Source organism: Limnospira indica PCC 8005, assembly GCF_000973065.1.
Classification (GTDB): domain Bacteria; phylum Cyanobacteriota; class Cyanobacteriia; order Cyanobacteriales; family Microcoleaceae; genus Limnospira; species Limnospira fusiformis.
The window spans coordinates 5694262-5712340 of record NZ_FO818640.1 but is presented as its reverse complement, the minus strand read 5'-3'; the positions used below and the strand labels follow the sequence as shown (position 1 = coordinate 5712340).

Annotated in this window: 20 protein-coding genes; 9 read left to right on the top strand and 11 right to left on the bottom strand. The window is 44.8% G+C overall.

Features of this window, described 5'->3' with window-relative positions; genetic code table 11:
* Window positions 1–136 precede the first annotated feature (136 nt).
* A complete protein-coding gene (locus tag XZ46_RS25210; RefSeq protein ID WP_006622947.1) occupies window positions 137–487 on the top strand; it encodes a hypothetical protein in 351 nt (116 codons plus the stop codon).
* A 123-nt stretch (window positions 488–610) separates the two neighbouring features.
* Window positions 611–1009: a hypothetical protein gene (locus tag XZ46_RS25205; RefSeq protein ID WP_006622950.1), complete on the top strand. Its 399-nt coding sequence runs from the start codon at window positions 611–613 to the stop codon at window positions 1007–1009.
* A gap of 79 nt (window positions 1010–1088) precedes the next feature.
* Here XZ46_RS25205 and XZ46_RS25200 read toward each other — a convergent pair whose 3' ends face one another.
* Together XZ46_RS25200 and XZ46_RS25195 are read right to left on the bottom strand one after the other, a co-directional pair.
* Window positions 1089–3320, bottom strand: a complete 2232-nt coding sequence (locus XZ46_RS25200) for a GumC family protein (protein ID WP_008055901.1) — start codon at window positions 3318–3320, stop codon at window positions 1089–1091.
* Window positions 3321–3434: 114 nt separating this feature from the next.
* The gene (locus XZ46_RS25195) at window positions 3435–3872 is read right to left on the bottom strand and encodes a Tery_1686 family protein (protein ID WP_006622953.1); all 438 of its coding nucleotides are present in this window, start codon (window positions 3870–3872) and stop codon (window positions 3435–3437) included.
* A gap of 239 nt (window positions 3873–4111) precedes the next feature.
* Between XZ46_RS25195 and ccsB the strand changes: the two genes are divergently transcribed.
* Window positions 4112–5161, top strand: a complete 1050-nt coding sequence (ccsB, locus tag XZ46_RS25190) for a c-type cytochrome biogenesis protein CcsB (RefSeq protein ID WP_008055904.1) — start codon at window positions 4112–4114, stop codon at window positions 5159–5161.
* Between the two features lie 149 nt (window positions 5162–5310).
* On the top strand, window positions 5311–5658 hold the full coding sequence (locus tag XZ46_RS25185) for a KGK domain-containing protein (protein ID WP_006622958.1): 348 nt from the start codon (window positions 5311–5313) through the stop codon (window positions 5656–5658).
* Window positions 5659–5740: 82 nt separating this feature from the next.
* Here the strand turns inward: XZ46_RS25185 and XZ46_RS25180 are convergent, their stop codons facing one another.
* Window positions 5741–7960 (bottom strand): S8 family serine peptidase, encoded by a 2220-nt coding sequence (locus tag XZ46_RS25180; RefSeq protein WP_008055907.1) that lies wholly within the window; start codon window positions 7958–7960, stop codon window positions 5741–5743.
* 218 nt (window positions 7961–8178) lie between these two features.
* On the opposite strand from XZ46_RS25180, the gene XZ46_RS25175 reads away from it, so the two are divergent.
* The 3 genes from XZ46_RS25175 to grxD are packed head-to-tail and all read left to right on the top strand — an operon-like array spanning window position 8179 to window position 9507.
* Complete coding sequence (locus tag XZ46_RS25175) at window positions 8179–8844, top strand: hypothetical protein (protein WP_006668291.1); 666 nt, start codon at window positions 8179–8181, stop codon at window positions 8842–8844.
* Between the two features lie 39 nt (window positions 8845–8883).
* Entirely contained in the window at window positions 8884–9141 is a 258-nt protein-coding gene (locus XZ46_RS25170) for a BolA family protein (protein WP_006622964.1), read from the top strand.
* A gap of 42 nt (window positions 9142–9183) precedes the next feature.
* Window positions 9184–9507: a Grx4 family monothiol glutaredoxin gene (gene grxD / locus XZ46_RS25165; protein ID WP_006622965.1), complete on the top strand. Its 324-nt coding sequence runs from the start codon at window positions 9184–9186 to the stop codon at window positions 9505–9507.
* 60 nt (window positions 9508–9567) lie between these two features.
* Here the strand turns inward: grxD and XZ46_RS25160 are convergent, their stop codons facing one another.
* The gene (locus tag XZ46_RS25160; RefSeq protein ID WP_006622967.1) at window positions 9568–9819 is read right to left on the bottom strand and encodes a DUF6761 family protein; all 252 of its coding nucleotides are present in this window, start codon (window positions 9817–9819) and stop codon (window positions 9568–9570) included.
* A 418-nt stretch (window positions 9820–10237) separates the two neighbouring features.
* Between XZ46_RS25160 and XZ46_RS25155 the strand changes: the two genes are divergently transcribed.
* On the top strand, window positions 10238–10993 hold the full coding sequence (locus XZ46_RS25155) for a response regulator transcription factor (RefSeq protein WP_006622969.1): 756 nt from the start codon (window positions 10238–10240) through the stop codon (window positions 10991–10993).
* A 210-nt stretch (window positions 10994–11203) separates the two neighbouring features.
* Here the strand turns inward: XZ46_RS25155 and XZ46_RS25150 are convergent, their stop codons facing one another.
* Entirely contained in the window at window positions 11204–12583 is a 1380-nt protein-coding gene (locus XZ46_RS25150) for an aldehyde dehydrogenase (RefSeq protein ID WP_006622970.1), read from the bottom strand.
* Between the two features lie 229 nt (window positions 12584–12812).
* On the opposite strand from XZ46_RS25150, the gene XZ46_RS25145 reads away from it, so the two are divergent.
* On the top strand, window positions 12813–14849 hold the full coding sequence (locus XZ46_RS25145) for an NAD(P)/FAD-dependent oxidoreductase (protein WP_048895298.1): 2037 nt from the start codon (window positions 12813–12815) through the stop codon (window positions 14847–14849).
* Between the two features lie 10 nt (window positions 14850–14859).
* Here XZ46_RS25145 and XZ46_RS25140 read toward each other — a convergent pair whose 3' ends face one another.
* The 6 genes from XZ46_RS25140 to XZ46_RS27720 all read right to left on the bottom strand — a co-directional run bounded on the left by XZ46_RS25140 (window position 14860) and on the right by XZ46_RS27720 (window position 18031).
* Window positions 14860–15804: an SPFH domain-containing protein gene (locus tag XZ46_RS25140; RefSeq protein ID WP_228116424.1), complete on the bottom strand. Its 945-nt coding sequence runs from the start codon at window positions 15802–15804 to the stop codon at window positions 14860–14862.
* Entirely contained in the window at window positions 15774–16052 is a 279-nt protein-coding gene (locus XZ46_RS25135) for a hypothetical protein (protein ID WP_008055924.1), read from the bottom strand. The genes XZ46_RS25140 and XZ46_RS25135 overlap by 31 nt, the downstream gene beginning before the upstream one ends.
* A 233-nt stretch (window positions 16053–16285) precedes the next feature.
* Entirely contained in the window at window positions 16286–16735 is a 450-nt protein-coding gene (locus XZ46_RS37405) for a BamA/TamA family outer membrane protein (protein WP_157883463.1), read from the bottom strand.
* Window positions 16660–17205, bottom strand: coding sequence for a ShlB/FhaC/HecB family hemolysin secretion/activation protein (locus XZ46_RS37400; protein ID WP_251077544.1), 546 nt, complete (start codon window positions 17203–17205; stop codon window positions 16660–16662). Before XZ46_RS37400 ends, XZ46_RS37405 begins: the two co-directional genes overlap by 76 nt.
* Before the next feature lie 38 nt (window positions 17206–17243).
* Entirely contained in the window at window positions 17244–17489 is a 246-nt protein-coding gene (locus tag XZ46_RS33490) for a hypothetical protein (protein ID WP_081587671.1), read from the bottom strand.
* A gap of 71 nt (window positions 17490–17560) precedes the next feature.
* Complete coding sequence (locus XZ46_RS27720; RefSeq protein ID WP_006622976.1) at window positions 17561–18031, bottom strand: POTRA domain-containing protein; 471 nt, start codon at window positions 18029–18031, stop codon at window positions 17561–17563.
* Window positions 18032–18079: the final 48 nt, after the last annotated feature.

Here is an 18079-nt window from a genome sequence, read left to right as displayed (position 1 = left end):
TGCTATTTTCCTCAAATTCGCTCTCCAAACTTTCCGGTAAACATCAATCCCCCCCCAAACCTCGACATCCGATAATTAAGAGGCGATCGCTAATCGGTACAATTGTTAAGGTAATCATTATTCTACCATTAAAATTATGTCTGCTGCTCCTCTAACTCTCAATTTAATACAGGGCTCAGTAGCCTTGCGCTTCACCCCGCACGCCGCCACCAACTTACAAACAGCCCTAAATGAGTTAACCAAGCTAATAGCAGTGGCTGCTCAATCTACCGCTGGTGGAGGTAGACCCACCCCCCAGAAGTCGATGGAATACCAGTATACCGGAGATGTCTTTCTGGAAGTCTTCTGTAATCCCAACATCTGGCCAAGTCTCTTTGCTGCTAAAGTCTTGATTACCCTCCGCGACGATCGCATTAAACTTACCACGGAGGCTGAATTAACCCAAATCCTTAATGATGTGCAACAATACCTCGAACAGGTTGGCTAAATTCGCGCTATTCACTCCAGTTTTGGCGTAAGTCCCCCCAGACTAGAGCCAAATGCTAGAATATATCCTAGATCCGCGCTAATTAGCCACTTGTTTCTTGTCGTGACGAGTTTTCTGCTACTTATGAATGTCGATAACCTAACCCAAATGCTACACCAAGGATTTCGTGTCACCCTAGGCGCAACATCCTCACTGATTGAAATTCTCCAAGACCCTCAAAAGCGGGAAGCCAACCTGGAAACTATCCAGTCACAGTTAAATGAACTCGCCCAAGAATGGGCGGAAAAAGGCGCTATCACCGAAGAGGAAGCCCGCAGCTTTGTCGATACACTCCTTTCTCAATCAGAATCCACCCAGTCCAGTGAAGTCGATAGTTCAAACATAACTACTCCTACAGATTCCACAGAGTCTGAAGTATCTAGCCCCCAAACCAATGAAATCACCGAAATCCAAAATCTCACCTCTCAAATTGCTAAGTTAAGGGAAGAGTTGGAACGCTTGCGGGAGTCTGATGCTTCCTAATCAACAAAACCAGCCCGTTAGTTAATTAAAGCCAATCCCCCCCACCCGTAGAGACAAGCCTCCCTTGTCTCTACACTTGCTATGATTTTCTGGCATTTGTTCTCGGAACTGTTCCTACAATTGATGATGAACTATTCACCTTTTGAGGAGTCCAATTTCGGGGATTTTGCCGGAATTGAGGATTACTGAAACTATAACTATAAGAACTGAGGGGAACTTCAGGAGAACGGTTCGCAACTACTCCTAAAATGGGGGCGCTCATGTTCGGGTGTTCTTTTAATTGAGCGATCGCATTTTCCAGAACCGAACGATTAATTCGACCCAAACTGGCTACTAACACCATACCACTGGTTTCCGAAGCCAGCAAGTTAGCATCTGCTAATCCTAACATAGGCGGTGCATCATAAATCACCAAATCAAAATCCTGCTCAAGTTTTCGGATTAAATTAATCATCCTATGAGATGATAAAATCCTAATCGGGTCAGGGGGAGTTGAACCTGATGTTAAAACAAACAGATTACTCTCCAAAAAATAGGGCTGAATTACACGCTCTATATCTATATCGAGAGCATCACTAGAAATTAAATCAGTCAACCCCTGCATATTAATTAATCCCAACTGCTGATGGAGACTCGGACATCGCAAGTCACTATCTACCAAAAGCACCTTTCTACCTTGTTCCGCCGCCGCCAAAGCCAGATAAATAGCAGTTGTAGATTTACCTTCCCCAGGGACAGAAGAACTAATCACCATAGACCGAATTTGTTGATCTGGACTCAACAGCCGAATGCTAGTATAAAGGCTTCTAAACGACTCATAAAATGCCGACATGACATTTCCTTGTGACTGATTACTTGACCCAACTCCCAAATCCAAATCTTCGCTATTTTCTAGTGCATAACCATCGGGATTAATATTCTGTGAAACTGTAGACTTCAAATGGCGGTCAAACGGAATAACTCCCAAAATCGGTAACCTTGTCGCCTCCTTAACCTCCTTAACCGTGTAAATCATATTGCTAAGTTGGTCTACCAACAGCGCCAAACCTAATCCTAATAGCAAACCCAAAGCCGTCCCTAAAACTAAATTTTTCTTGAGACTTGCAGAAGAGGGTTTAGGTTCACCCGGAGGAGTTAATAACTCCCAGGGAGCATCCCTTTGAGCCATATCAATTTTAAAAGCCTCCCGTTTTGCCAAAAACTGATTTAAGTTATCCGTAGCAATCAATAACTCTCGCTGAATATCCGTATATTCTCGACTCACTACCGAAAGCTGTTTAACTTCTGCATTAATCCTATCTATGGTATCTTGCAGAATCAGATTTCGTTCTTCTAGGTCTTGAATTTTACTAGCCCACTCTTGACTAACTCGGTTGGTTTCTCTTTGTAAAAGTGGCAATAAACTTTCCCGTTGTTCTTGCAGAATGCTGATTTCTGGACTTTCTTCTAAATAAAGAACCGACTCTTTAGCTATCTGATTATCTATAGCCCGCAGTTGATTCATAATTTCTTGATAACGGGGACTTTCCATCAGTACAGAAGCGATCGCATATTCCGGGGATTGATTAGCGAGTTCCCTTTGTAGGTTCGCATACAAGGCTTTAGCTTGACCCAGTTGCAGCTGATTTTCTAAAAGTTGTTGTTCAATTGCTGTCACCTGAGTTGAGAGTTTACTCCCCTCAGTTTCCGGGTTTAACAGATTATTGGTTTGGCGGAGAGTCTGTAGTCTTTCTTGCTGATTATCAACTCTTTGTTGTAATTGTGGTATTTGCTCACCCACAAACTCAATACCTTTGAGAATATCTTGTTGTCTGGTTTCTAAACTGAAGTTCAAAAATGCCTGTGAAACCAAATCTAAAACCGACTTAACTAAATCTTTATTAGGGTGCTGATATCCAACTATTAAAATATTTTCAGGAGTAGGTCTTATTCTGAGATTACTAGCAATAAATTTATAAGTAATACCCGGATATTGAGACTGAAGTTCCTCTACAATCGGAACAATAACCCTGGGGCTAGTCAGTAGTTTAAGTTGTACTGCGTCCAGGGTCACAGCTACGATTTCTTCTCGATGACTAAGAGTTTGGGGATTAGCAGAGGAAATTACCTGAGTAGAAATAGCGACTGGCTGAGTTAATATTTCCAACTCAGCTTGATAGATGGGTGTATCAGTAATAGCCTTGTAGACAGCCGCCCCAGCTACCACAATTGTCACTCCACTAATCAGTAAAAGTTTCCGACGAACAGCCCCCAACAGCCGCCCCAAGTCTAAGCCGCCTTCATCATCATCAACGTGAGTATTGTCAGTCATGGCTACGAATTTGGTGATTGCTTACTTGCGATCGCCTTATATTCAGCGATAGCACTACATTCTATCTCTCAGTATACTCGGTTGAGTTATGGATCAACTGAGTACATCCAGCCATCAAGCCGCCCCGGAATTGGCTCCATTGAACAACTCGAAGATTTGCCTACAGAATAATTTTAACTTATCGGCTCCCTCATCGGCAGGTTGACACTCACCCCAAAATTGCCAATTGTCTACGGTGGAGACTTTCCACTGTTGTCCACGGTGATCATATCCAGCGGCTTCGACTCCGATCGCCCTAAGTCTAGTCTCATAAGGATCATCATACAGTCGGATCTGAATCAAAATACAGCGACTTTGCATCAACCGACTTCTACCGGGAAAGTTAAAACCAATGTCGATGGAGTCTGGGTCAACTAATTCCCTAGTCTCTGGGTCATTCATCCAGGGCTTGAGGTCTACCCGCACATCGGGAAACTGTGCTTTAAATAGATTAACGACAGAAGCAATTTTGCTGGCAACTTCGAGATTATTAGCTTGTTCGGCTGCATTCACTTTGTGCTGGTCCTCCGAAAAACAGTCCTATCAAAAATCAGATGATGGTGGATTTTTGCATCGTAACCGAGATTTCTGAAAAAATCAGGTTATGGTCGAACATAAACCCATTACAGGGTATCTCTGACCGGGTGTGGTGGCAGGTTATTTAATTGCTGTTGGTCCGTAAATAGTCAAAATGCTGCAAAAATCGGTAGGATCGAAAAAGTGATCGAAAAAATTTGACAGGAGAACATAACATGGATCTGGTGGTACTCCAGAATCAGTTAGATAACATTTCATTTGCCATTCTGCTAATCACAATGTTGATTTACTGGGTAGGGGCTGCATTTCCTCAAATACCCACCTTGCAGGGCTTAGGAACGGCTGGTATGGCGATCGCCAACCTGTCCATAGCAGCCCTATTAGGGGCTAGATGGATGGAAGCCGGATATTTTCCCATTAGTAACCTCTACGAGTCCCTATTTTTCCTGGCTTGGGGGATTACCGCCATGCACTTAGTGGCGGAAAACATGAGTGGTAGCCGTTTGGTCGGTGTGGTAACAGCCCCGGTAGCTATGGCGATCGCCGCCTTTGCAGCCCTCAAGCTACCCGCCCCCATGCAACTATCAGAACCTTTAGTCCCAGCCCTAAAGTCCAACTGGTTAATGATGCACGTTAGCGTCATGATGATCAGTTATGCCACCCTGATGGTGGGTTCCCTATTGGCGATCGCCTTTTTAATTCTAACTCGCGGCCAAGCCGTCCAACTTAGTGGCAGTTCCCTGGGGACCAGAATTTCCCGGAATCATAAATCATCCCTTCTGGAAGTACAAACCATTACCACTTCCCCTAATGCTCTGCTATCGACCTCCAAACCTTCAGAATTGGCTGCTGCTACCAACGGTCAAGGTTCTACCGCCCTTCTCGAGTTAGTTACCCCTTCAACAGGCCAACCAACCAGCACCGCCACCCTATCACCCCAACGTCTCAGCCTAGTAGAAACCATTGATAACATCAGCTATCGGATCATCGGTTTAGGTTTTCCCCTACTCACCATTGGCATTATTGCTGGTGCAGTTTGGGCTAATGAGGCTTGGGGTTCTTACTGGAGTTGGGACCCCAAAGAAACCTGGGCTTTAATCACCTGGTTAGTTTTCGCCGCCTATCTCCACGCCCGCATTACCCGAGGATGGCAAGGCAGGAAACCCGCCATTCTAGCTTCTGTAGGATTTTTGGTAGTTTGGGTGTGCTACTTAGGAGTTAACCTATTAGGCAAGGGTCTCCACTCCTATGGTTGGTTCTTCTAACAAATAGTGCGGCACAAAGGGCGAGTTCTGCAATCATCTCTATTTTCCCCAGACTTTTGAGAACCCGCCCGTACATATTCTACAGGGTGGAAACAAGGGCTAATACCTGATTACTGCCCTGATCCCAAATTCACTAAAAAGGAAATTTCATGAACAACCTAACTCGTATTTTGGATGATAACGACGTACTCCATACCGGTTCGAGTACCCTCATGTTTCAATGCACCTTCAAGGTCAGCGAATTTCTGACTATGATGCAGTCTAAGTTGGAAGAGGAAAATCTTTTTGGGGAAGGCATTGAGTGCGAACTACTTACCCCCGGCGGCCCCTGGGAAAAGGGTCGGTTTCAAATCTGTTTAGAGTTCGTCAGTGATAATGTTACCAGCGCGAAGGCTATCCCATCTGTTGACTATGGCATGATGGGCGGCAGCGATACTCCTGAAGTTTTGCCAGCCCATATTCGACGACAAACCCAAAGAATTGGTATGTGGAGTTAGCAGGACGTAACTCTCATCTCAGGATTGATTCTGGGAAGCAGCCACCGATTCACGAGGGTCGGTGGCCGGAGGGTGTCAGATATTACAAACCTAAATCCAATTTCCACCCGTTCAATTTACCAGTGTGATGGGGCGCTAAATCCGCGACAACTAAGCGCCAAGTCCCCTGTGGTGAGTGATTTAGTAACTCTCTCATGTAGGGAGTCGTCTGGAGATTATAGGTAGTTTTCAAAACCTTATTGCCTCCCAAAGTGCGACCCTGGAGTAGAACCTCCTCCCCGTGTGGAGGAATTAACCGCACTTCCAAATCACCCAAAAATTGATGCTCGATATCGACAGTCACCTGGATATCTAAAATCGGGCTAGTATTAGCAACAGAAATAGTGCTAGTCACCCCCTGGGGGTTATTATCAGGGATATTTAAGACGCGGTTATTAGATTGCTCCACCCGCCTTTGCACCTGTTGGCGGCTTACTCGTTGACTTTGAGCCATTTTGACGGCTTTTTCAGCATTAACTCGACCGTAGCCAAACCATTGGGAATATCCATTACCATCATAGGTTCCCATGCTGATAGCCAACTGAGGATCAGCATCAGGGTCTACAATCTTATCGGCGGTTTGTTCAATGATGCGGCGCACTTCCCTAGCACTGAGATCAGGATTAACAGATAAGACCAGAGCAGCTACTCCAGCCACTAGAGGAGTGGCGGCGGAAGTTCCTCCGAAATGGGATGTAAAGTCACCCTGATCATAGCCGGCTGCACCTACGCGATCGGTGGTAAAAACTCCTAAACCACGCAGAGCGGTTCTAATCGCTGGAGGGGTTCCAATATAGCCAGTTTCTTGGAGCCACATTCCGGGGGGGGCATTGTTACTGGGCGCACAGACGGTGATTCCGGTTCCCCAATTGCTGTAGGCGGCTTTTTTATTAAGACTGGTACAGGCGGATACGGAAATTACATCAGGATGAACCGCAAATCCAGATAACCATCTGACTCGGCCTGATATGACATTATTAGGCCAGCCACTTTCATTAATGGTTCCGTTGATGGGGCGATTGGCGTTTCCGGCCGCAAATAATACGACGCAGCCTCGACCGTTGCGCCCTACGGTGGCGGCTTTGGTAATTACTGCTCGCTGTCGTATGGACAAGGGGAAATAAACGGCACTCGCCCCCCAACTACAGGAGATGACAGAGGCTCGGTTATTGATAGCCCAATCAAAAATCCTTTCGACTGATTCATCATCGAGATATCCAGTGGTGCGAATGGGCATTAAGGCACAACCTGGCGCAACTCCGACGATACCTTTGCCATTTTCTTCGGCGATCGCTAATCCGGCGCAGGCGGTTCCGTGGTTATCTGAAGGAGATTGTGGTGAGGGGAGACGATTTTGGCCTTTCAGGTCAATGGGGGCGACAATTTTTCCTATACCCTGAAAATCCGGGTGATTCAGGTCGATCGCATCATCGGTAATAGCAACCACTATAGATCTGGTTCCTCGGGTAATATCCCAAGCTGGTTCTACCGAGATATGAGCATCAGGAGCTACGTCAGCACCTCCGGTATTATGGAGATACCACTGACGCGGGTAGAGAGGATCACTAGGTCGATAATACTTTTGGCTTTTGACCACAATATTCGGTTCTGCTACTAGAACTTCTGGGTTCCAGGTCAGGCGGTTAGCAATTTTAATCGGATTTTCTTTAGCTTGGCGGATGACTTCATAAACAAAGGTGTTGGGAACACCATAGACGGATTTTAATAGTCTCAAACCTTGGCTGTTGGCGATCGCATTGCGGTTGGACTCCTCAACATCTTCGTTAAACTGAATGGTGATTTGATTGGTCAGATACATAACCATTCCCGGATTATTATCAGCCTGATAGACATGACTCGCAAAAGCCACCCGATCTGACTGACGAGCCAGTTCCATCGCCTGATCTAGTTCTGTGTCTTTTACCTTAACCTCTTGGAGTTCTGGTGGTACTGAGGAAGTTTCCTCAATGTGGATAGGCAAATTTTCCAAGTTTTCTGCCTCAGATACAACCGGGGTAAACTGAGGGCCACTATCCGTGACTGGTTGTTTTGGCGTGAGTCCATCAGCCTGACCCGGTAGGGGGCTGACTCCAGCACCGCCTACTGGGGGTGTGGAAACCAGGCGAACCGTAAACCGCCCAGGAACTTTAGTAATTGCCAGTTCCTCACCTCCCCGTTGTAGAATGCTGCCAAGACTTTCTTCGGGAACACCTATGCCCTGATATTGTTGATCGTTAATCTCGTAGGGGTTAGCTGATGTCATTTTGTTATAATCCTCAAAACTGCTCACTATTATTGGCTCAATAGATTAAGTCCGATGTTAATGGTTGACCGAATCAAGCTGGTTGGGATGGATGGTCATCCTATAAAGACTATAACCCTTGGCTGGTCAGGATCTACAACAGTTTTGCTCAACTCCCACAATTTGGCCAGAAAATGATAAGATCCGTAAACATAAATAACCTTTCATTTCGCGATCGCATGATGCTGTCCCGTTTCATAGTCCGCTATCCGCAAGTTTGTCTGAGTATATTGGCATCAGTCTTAACTGTTTTCACCGTCTCAGGCAGTGCTACAACGGTTATGGCTCAAGATCCTTCTGTGTATGATGAGCCCACAGGTGAAGGGTCCGGCTCTGAATTTCCTCGAGATTTAAGTCCGACTCCAGTACCTATGAATCCTCAAGATATGCGCCCATTGAGCCTTGATAGTAGTTTTTTAAGTGTTCAAGGGGGGGAGCGCTTGTTAGCCGAAGCCGGGGAAGCCATTAGTAACGAGAATTACGCCCAGGCGGCGAGGAAACTCCAGGAGGCGCGGCAAATTTTCAATCAGCTTTCCAATTTTCATCAACAGTTAGCCAGCAGTTTCTCAGGGGTTGACAACCGCATTGCTGACCAACATCGCAATGAGGCCAGAGATACCGCTCAAATGAGGGATACAGCCACTTATCAATTGGCTTTAGTCCATCGCGCCCAAAATCAACCCGAGTTAGCGGTTCCCCTGCTGGTGCAAATTATTCGTTCTCAAGCCCCAACCCGGGATTTAGGCCAAAAAGCATATCAACAATTACTTGAATTAGGATTTGTCAGCAGTCCCGCCAGGGGTAGTGCTTCTTCTAACCCGGCGACCACTTCCAATGCTCAATAATTCATCTACAATCAAACATAGTCGTTTCATAGGAATCCCATGATCACCCTTTCCCAAGTTGAGGCAATGATTAAGTCTGAGTTGCCTGATGCTGTTGTTAAAGTTGAAGACCTCGGCGGCGGCGACCATTTACAGGCTGTAGTGGTTTCGCCTCTGTTTGAGGGCAAAACCCTGGTGAAACAACATCAGATGGTTTATAAAGCTGTTAAGCAAGCTATGGCAACAGAGGCCATTCATGCCCTGGCCCTGAAAACTTATACCCCCCAAGAGTGGTCAAAAGTCAACCAGGCTGCTTAATTTGTTGATCTAAGTTGTCAATAACTGAATTGAATAATCACTATGAATCCTGAAGTAGAAGCCAGAATTGAAAACCTGATTAACCAGCACAAGGTTTTTGTGTTTATGAAGGGTACCAAGTTGATGCCCATGTGCGGTTTTTCCAATAACGTGGTACAAATTCTCAATAGTTTAGGGGTTCCCTTTGAAACCCTCGATGTTTTGGAAGATGGAGAAATTCGCCAAGGCATTAAGGAATATTCAAACTGGCCGACCATTCCCCAAGTTTACGTCAATGGCGAATTTGTCGGCGGTTCCGATGTGATGATTGAGCTATATCAGAAGGGCGAACTACAAGAGATGCTAGAGGTGGCTTTGGCATCATAGTCGGACTTACTAATTAACTCCCAGACCCAGCCTTCGAGTGGCTGGGTTTGGTAACAATATCTAGTAGTAGTCTACTTCTGGTTGCGGTAGGGGAGTCATTTCCAAGTTAGACGGGTCGTTGATGTACCTAAAGGTTTCTTCCTCTAGGCGGTGAATTTGATAAGGTTCGAGGACGTTTGTATTTCTCAGGGCGGCAATGTAGCCATCTACAAACATTCTAAGCTCATCATAACGATAGCCTCGATTCCACATTTCGACGAGGGAATCGGTGATTTTTTGGTAGTGCCGGATGGTCTGAGCATTCTGTAACATGGTGGAAACCTCAAGTTATAATCTATATGTTGGGGGTATGGTTAAGGGATTAGTCTCTACCTTGATTCAGTTTTATACACCTCACCGATATGGATTTCTGGCATTCTAGCTGAATCGGACTATGATTGAAAAGACTTGGACCTCTAGTTATAGGTTTCCCTGGACTGATGGCAATTGTTTCAACTTCTTACTGATTCCCCTCATTGTGATCATAATGCACCCCGGAAAATTACGGGGGTTGTGGGCTGATGGCCGCTTTAAGGTTGATGCCTCTCTCCCTCTGTGATTTTTATATTAACCTAATTCTGATCATAGATATAGGGTGGATTGCCGATCGCAAGGGTAGCAGGAGTTACAAAATGATGATTTAGACTCTGTTAACCTTGTGTGCAATTATTGATAAAGGAAGCTGGCACCAGTGGGATCTGCTTATATTTCAATTATTGAAGGAAATCCGCACCTGCGATCGCTGTTAGGTTGGCATCTTCAGCACGTTGGTTATTCGGTGTGTCAATCTGCGGACTTTCATCATGCTAGAGAGGTGTTTTACACTACTCAGCCTAGTTTAGTAGTTCTTGATGCAGAATTACCAGGCGGCAATAGTCTAGAATTCTGCCAGTGGCTACTACAGCAACGACAGTCTTTAATCCTGATGCTTTCGGCTCGGAATACGGAATCTGATATTGTCCGTGGTTTGAGAGCCGGAGCCGATGATTATCTAACTAAACCTTTTGGAATGCAGGAGTTTTTGGCGAGAGCTGAAGCACTTATGCGTCGCACCCGCAATGTTGCTCCTCCTACCAGTTTAGATTATGGGGATTTGAAAATTGATTTGGTACAGCGTCGGGTTTATCTTCTGGGTCAACTGATAGAACTGACTCCCCAAGAGTATAGTCTTCTTTATGTTTTGGCTCAAAATGATGGGGAGCCTCTCAGTCGTTCGGAACTTTTACGGCGCGCTTGGCCAGATTATATTGATAATCCCCGCACGATTGATACTCATGTTCTATCATTACGCAAAAAGATGGAAACTGACCCTCGACAGCCTAGTTTAATTCAAACGGTTCGTAATATTGGTTATCGATTGAATTTGGATGTTCTTAAACCTGATCCAAGTTGGTATCCTAGTGTTAATGGTCAATTACCACCAATTCAGGCTAAAACTGGTAGCTAATTGTGAGGATTCGGTAGGGTGCGTCAGCACCAGTATATCAATGGCATTGTTAACCAGAACATTCACAACTGACGCACCCAATAAAAGGCTTTTACTCGGTTTGTATGATTCCCTATATAGGGAATAGAGTTGAGAAAAAGCCGTTTTTAGTTATGGGCAATGATGGTAAATTTATTAATCAGATAAATCCACCATATTGCAGATAATAAATCAGCCGTTTTTGATGGAAAATCTCATCAGGTTAAATTTGGGTTTATAGGGTGCGTATCGCAGGGGAATATCGAAAAGCAGAGATTGCTTTAAAAGGCTTTTGTAATGGCAAAAAGTGTCAAAGGTTGCTTGACCGTGATATTTACCGATACCGCTTTCTCCTACGCCTCCAAAAGGCAAAGATTGACCCCCAACTTGCATAATAGTTTCATTGAAACAAATACCCCCAGATGAGGTTTCTTGAAGAACGCGCTGTTGTGACTGTTTATTACGCGAAAATAGGTAAAGTGCGAGAGGTTTGGGTCTGGCGTTAATTTGACTAATCGCATCTCCTAAATCATTATATGTCAAGATAGGTAAAATCGGCCCAAAGATTTCGTCTTGCATGATGGGGTCTTCCCAGGAAACCTCATCAATTAGGGTGGGAGAAATATAGCGATCGCTTTCATCAAATTTCCCACCAGCGACAATCTTACCATCATGTATTAACTCAGTTAACCGATGAAAATGATAGTGATTAATAATCCGCCCATAGTCGGGACTTTGCTGCGGTTCGGAGCCATAAAAACTCTCAATACAGCCAATCATAGCTGTAATTAAGTCCGATTTAATGCGGCGGTCTACCAATAAATAATCGGGAGCTATGCAAGTTTGACCAGCATTAATAAACTTACCCCAAACTATCCTTTTGGCGGTATAATCTAACTGAGTATCAGCATCGACAATACAGGGACTTTTGCCACCTAATTCTAAGGTAACGGGAGTCAGATGTTTGGCGGCGGCGGTCATGACAATTTTACCGATACGCTTCCCTCCGGTAAAAAAGATGTGGTCGAAGGGTTCATCTAATAGTTGTTGGCTAACTTCTACCCCCCCTTGAACAGTGGCAATATAGTTAGGTGAAAAAGTTTTGCTAATCAGATCAGCTACGACTTGGGAAGTGTGAACAGCTAGTTCAGAGGGTTTGAGGATAGCACAATTCCCGGCAGCGATCGCACCAACTAGGGGAGAAATGACCAATTGAAACGGATAATTCCAAGGTCCGATAATTAAGACAACTCCCAAAGGTTCAGGATAGATATAGCTAGAAGCCGGAAAGGCGGTGACGTGGGTCTTGACCCGGCGAGGTTTGACCCAGGACTTTAGATTTTTGAGAGCATATTTAATTTCTCCGAGGGTGGACAGTTCAAACAACCCTTCTAACTCAGGACGGCCTAAGTCAGCTTTGACTGCTTCTAGGATAGGTTGTTCAAAATCGGCGATCGCCTGTTGGAGTCGTCGCAGTTGCGAGAGTCGGAAGTCTACCTGTTTAGTCTGTCCGGTGGCAAAAAATTGTCGCTGTTGGCTGATAATTTCCGAGATATTCAAGTTTTCTGTCATTATTGAGAATTTCCTTATGGTTAGAAGTTCCCCTGTTATAGACCAGGGTACTGACAGTCTGCTATATCTGGTTATGGTGGCATAACAGACTATTGTTACCTGTTCTACTGCCCTCTGGATAGTTACTGCTGGCGCAGTTTCCCCTATCCTTAGTGTAATAGTGCGATCAAATTTCGTTAAAAGTGAAGCGGTAAGCCTCAACTCAGGTACCAAAGAAATTGACATGGACATGAAAGAGATTCTATATCTGGAAATTCCTAACCCCGATACACACAGCGTTTGTACCTGGTTGCAGCAAACGTTTAATCCGGGGGTGGGCGAGAAAATGATCACCCCAGACGGGTTTCGCCTGAAATTTCCTCAACAGGGGTCTGGGGAATTGTCGGTGTTTACTTGGTCAGTCCAACGCACAACCTATCTCAAGGTTTTTCGGGTGGGGACTGTGGGAAGTTCTCAAGAAAAACAGGCACTCAACAGCCTGGAAACTGGGTTAAGACAGGAGTTTCCCTATCAGTATCCTGAACCTCCAGCCATTGATTTGTCGAAGGAGTCGATTTTTGAGGCTTTGGCTGCCTATTATCCCCAAACGGTCAAATATTTTCAGAAAATCCCTAATGGGGAATATGACTTAAAACGGGTGTACTGGTGGGAAAAACGCTGGCGGGAGGGGGTGAGAAATCCACAAACTCCTAAACAGGTCATTTTTACTGAGGCGAGAACCGACTCTGATGGCGAGTTGCCTAGTTATGACCTAATTTATGTTGGTGGGGCTTTAGGGGTCATTCATGCGGCGGTAATGGCACGTTTAGGGTATCGGGTGCTATTGATGGAACGTCTCCCCTTTGGTCGGATGAACCGGGAATGGAATATTTCTCGCAGTGAATTACAGAGTTTAATTGACCTGGGATTGTTCACCGGGGCGGAAGTAGAGAGTTTTATCGCTAGGGAGTATAAAGACGGTTTCCACAAGTTTTTTGATGCTAATAATCCCCCCATCGCTAAGGGGGAAGTTTTGCATACTCCTCGGGTGTTGAATGTAGCCATAAATACCGATAAATTGCTGTCTTTGTGTGGTGAAAAACTGCGACAGGCGGGGGGAGAAATTTGGGATCAAACCGAGTTTATTCGGGCGGATATTGGGGGCGATCGCGTTAAGGTTACCGCTACTGATTTGACTACTAATTCCGAACGCATAGCTACGGGAAGGTTATTGGTTGATGCTATGGGGACCGCTTCCCCTATTGCTTGGCAACTTAATGGCGATCGCACTTTTGATAGTGTTTGTCCTACCGTCGGGGCTGTGATTAATGGTGGGTTTGAACCTGGAGTTTGGGATTCTAATTATGGGGATGTTCTCCACAGTCATGGGGATATTTCCAAGGGTCGCCAATTGATTTGGGAGTTGTTCCCCGGCGAAGGTGATGAGTTGACTATTTATCTGTTTCACTATCATCAGGTTAATCAGATTAACCCCGGTTCTCTGTTGGAAATGTACGAGGATTTCTTTACCATTTTACCAGAATATCGTCGTTGTAATCTGGATAATTTGGTGTGGAAAAAGGCGACTTTTGGCTATATTCCCGGTTATTTCAGTCTGGGAGGAAGCGATCGCACTGTCGCCTATGACCGTTTAATTGCTATTGGAGATGCTGCTTGTCTTCAGTCTCCTTTAGTGTTTACAGGTTTTGGTTCTTTGGTGCGGAATTTATCCCGTTTAACCGATTTATTAAATACCGCACTCAAGCATGATTTACTAACCAAATACTACCTGAATAAAATTCGCGCCTACCAAAGCAATATCGCCGTTACTTGGTTGTTTTCTAAGGGAATGATGGTTCCCACCGGGCGTTATCTTCCTCCTCAAAGAATCAACTCCATTTTGAATACTTTTTTTGGGCTTTTGGCTACAGAACCCGAAGAAGTGGCTAATACATTTATTAAGGATAGGACAGACTGGTGGACCTTTAACCGTCTGGCTTTGAAAGCCGCGCGCATGAACCCCCAGTTGCTGATTTGGATTTTAGATTTTGTCAATACTGGGGAAGTTATCCGCTGGATGATTAGTTATTTTACCTTCACCTGGTTGGCGTTCATCAGTTGGCTATTTAGTTGGGTTCCCCCCCTCGCGCGTCGCCTTCAACCCTGGTTAGAACCTCGTTATCCGGGGCTATGGCTGTTATTATTAGCCACCAGTTATGTACTGACAGATGGTTTGGGACAGCATCAACCACCACTTCTCAGGAAGTTACAACCCAGGACTTCTTAATCATTCATGATTAATTATTAGCAGAAGTCGCCGGTTTAGGGTCAAAGCTGGGAAATGGGGCGACACCCCCTTGATATAGGGGAAGTACACCGTTCCATTTCTGAATCATCTTTTCCTGAAGTTCTAATTCCCTGAGTCTGATAGTCATGGGGTTGACTGTGGATGCACCAATTCTGGCTGCTTCTGCGTCCGCTTGGGCTTTCGCTAGTTGACGTTCTGCTTCCGCTTGGGCGACTTGTAGTTGTGCTTGAGCGGCGATCACCTGTTGTTCAGCTTGAAAACGGGCGGTCATTTGCGCTTCAATGGCGCTATCAAAACGGGGCTTACTGACAAACCCAATCGAATCAAATTCCACCCCCACGCCGACAAATTTTTGGTTTAAGCAGTTTTGAACCGAGGTCAATAGTTCTCGCTGTTTAGTTCCGACAATATCTTCCGGTCTTAATCCGGCTGCTTCTTGGTTAAAGCAGTTGCGGAGTTCACTGCGGACTAAAGTCGCTTTAAACTCATCAGGGTCTTTCAGATATTTACCATAAAAATCCTTGATTTGGTTGGTATTGAAAAAGTAGGATAGAGAAATATCTGCATTGACGCTAGTTCCCCCAACTCCGAAAGAGATGCTTTCATCGATAGGTGAACCTTCATCTCTCGCCGCTGAGAGGATGTAATATTGAACGTGATCGGGAAAAATTATAATTTCCTCGCTGTAAGCATTATACCATACTTTTCCGGTGCTAATAGTGGCATTCTGTACACCGCGATTGCTTCCGTACATTTGCACTTTCAGTCCTACATACCCAGGGGGAATGCGTTTAACAGTGGTTCCCGGAATTACGCCACAGGAAGAGATACTCATACTTACTAAAATGGCGCATCCTGTTAACCCTAGTAAATTGGGAATTTGCGCGGTTTTCATCATCATAATTACCTCTGGGAGTCTAACAGTTTTAACCAAGATGTTTCATCTTCGGGAAATGTGGCTTGTAGCTGTTTTTGTTCGACTTTGGCGCGATGAATTTTGCGGGTAACATGAGAAACCGATACGCCGGGAATTATTACTAATCCAGTGAAGTAGCCAAAAACTCCTAACCAGACTTTCAGGTTACTGGGGGAACTAACTAAGTTGGCGGAAGTTCCTAAAATCCAAAAGCAAAGGATGAGTTCCAAACAACCAACTACTAGCCATTTAAGCAGGGTTTTCATGACTGGGGAATAGAATCGAGTTATAGCCCGGAGGTTAACTCGATGGGGTGGATATGCGCGATCTATTTAGCTCCTGTGTACTATTATAGGCGATCGCTTTAGGATTTAACAGATATCAAAGATTTTTTTAAGATTCTCTCGTAAACCTCAGCACCGGGTGGCTTTAGTAATTGGTAACTGCTACCAAAAGTTTTTAAAAACCCCCGTTGATGAGGCTATGAACTAGGAAATATTTACCTAAACGGACTCCATTCCACCGAAAAATATAACCCATGTTCTTGGAGAGTTCGTTTATTGGAACTAAGTTCTATCAGGGGAATTCCCCAATCAAACCGGGCGCGGAAATTATCACCATACTGCCAACGCAAGCCTAAGCCTAAAGAGATTAAAGTTTCCGCAGATAATTGCAATTCGTCAGCGTTGCTACTCCAGGCTGTACCGAAATCGACAAAGGGGGTAACTTGTAAAATTCCCTTATTGTTATCTACTCGGAGAATGGGATAGCGTAACTCCGCCGAAGCAAATATAAAATTATCGCGCAATAAGGCATCCTGACGGTATCCCCGAAGATTGTCTAATCCCCCTAATCCTACTTGTTCTAGGGGTACTAATTCCTGTGTAGATAATTGGATATCCGATCGCAATAATACGGGGGGGTATTTGGGGCTAATAATCGCAGCCACTGGGCTTGACCTCGCCATGCTAGATATTGGCTATCAGGGCCGTCATCATTAATCGTTGAGTTCAACAGATTTAAGCCTATACTAAATTGCGATCGCGCCGCCAAAACCTGTTGAGTTCCTCGCCTGGTATATTCCTGAGATAAGCGCAAAATTGATAGGCGGGTTTGACCATCCGAGTCCGCACCTCTAGCTAAGGGAAAACCTATGCCTAAAATAGATGTCTCGCTTTGGCGACGAGCGAAACTAACACCCAAAGCAAACTCTTCTGTAGGTGTCTGAATAATAGGTTGGCGATATCGCAATTCAAAGGTCGTGCTTTTCGCCTCAATATCCAGTTCATTAAAAGGTCGTTCTACAATATTACTATCCGTATAATTAAAGTAAAATCCGACCGTACCGTTGCGGGCATTAATCGGAAAATCATAGAATATATCTACTACATTACTGCCATCCGTATTACTATAATATATCCCTAAACCATCTCCTTGTCCGAGAAGATTCGCCTCTGTCAGTTCAATGCCTCGTTGAAACGTGCTAACACTGGGGGGCGATAGTTATTAGCAAATAAATTAATATCGAAGGTTTTAGCCGTCGCAAATTCTACGTCTAAGATACTCTGACCAGGACAAGTTCCCGTAGATAATTCCGCTTGTATCGTATCAATTAGGGGGTTTAATTGTAATAGTTGTAACGCCGCCAGTAGACGATTTTGATTGAGGGTTTTTGCCGTAGCCACAGCTAGACTACTACGCACATAATTGGGGTTTAGTCGTCCTGTAGCGCTGACGTTAATATCAGTTACTTCGCCTTATAAAATTTGGATATTTACCGTTCCCTGTTGCAGTTCCTGGGGGGGATAAAAGCGCCCGAAGTGATGTAACCTTCGCTGATATAAAGATTGGTAATCGCCGAACGTGCTTGCAAAAGTTCCGCCAACGTAATCGGACGGTTTAGAAAAGATTGCGTAACTTCTGCTAGTTGTTGATTACTAAAGGCTGTGTTTCCTTCAAAGCTGAATTGTTCGACAATAATAGTAATAGATACATCTGGAGTTTCTTCGATATTTTCTGGTGTCGGTAAAGGGGAAGGAAATAACTGATCAGGTGTGGGTAACTGCGGGGGAAGTTCGGGTTCTGGTTGGGGACGTTCTGGTAGTGATGGAATGGTGTTGGGAACCTCTGGAAAATTTACAGGTAAGACCGGGGAGAGGCTTTCGGCTAGGGTAGCACAAGGGTAAGTGATAGCTACAATCTTAATAGTGGTATTTAGTAGCAACTTCAATAGGTTATTGAACATAGGTTTTGGAGTTCAGATGCCCATATTTACTCCTCAATGTGTAACTGC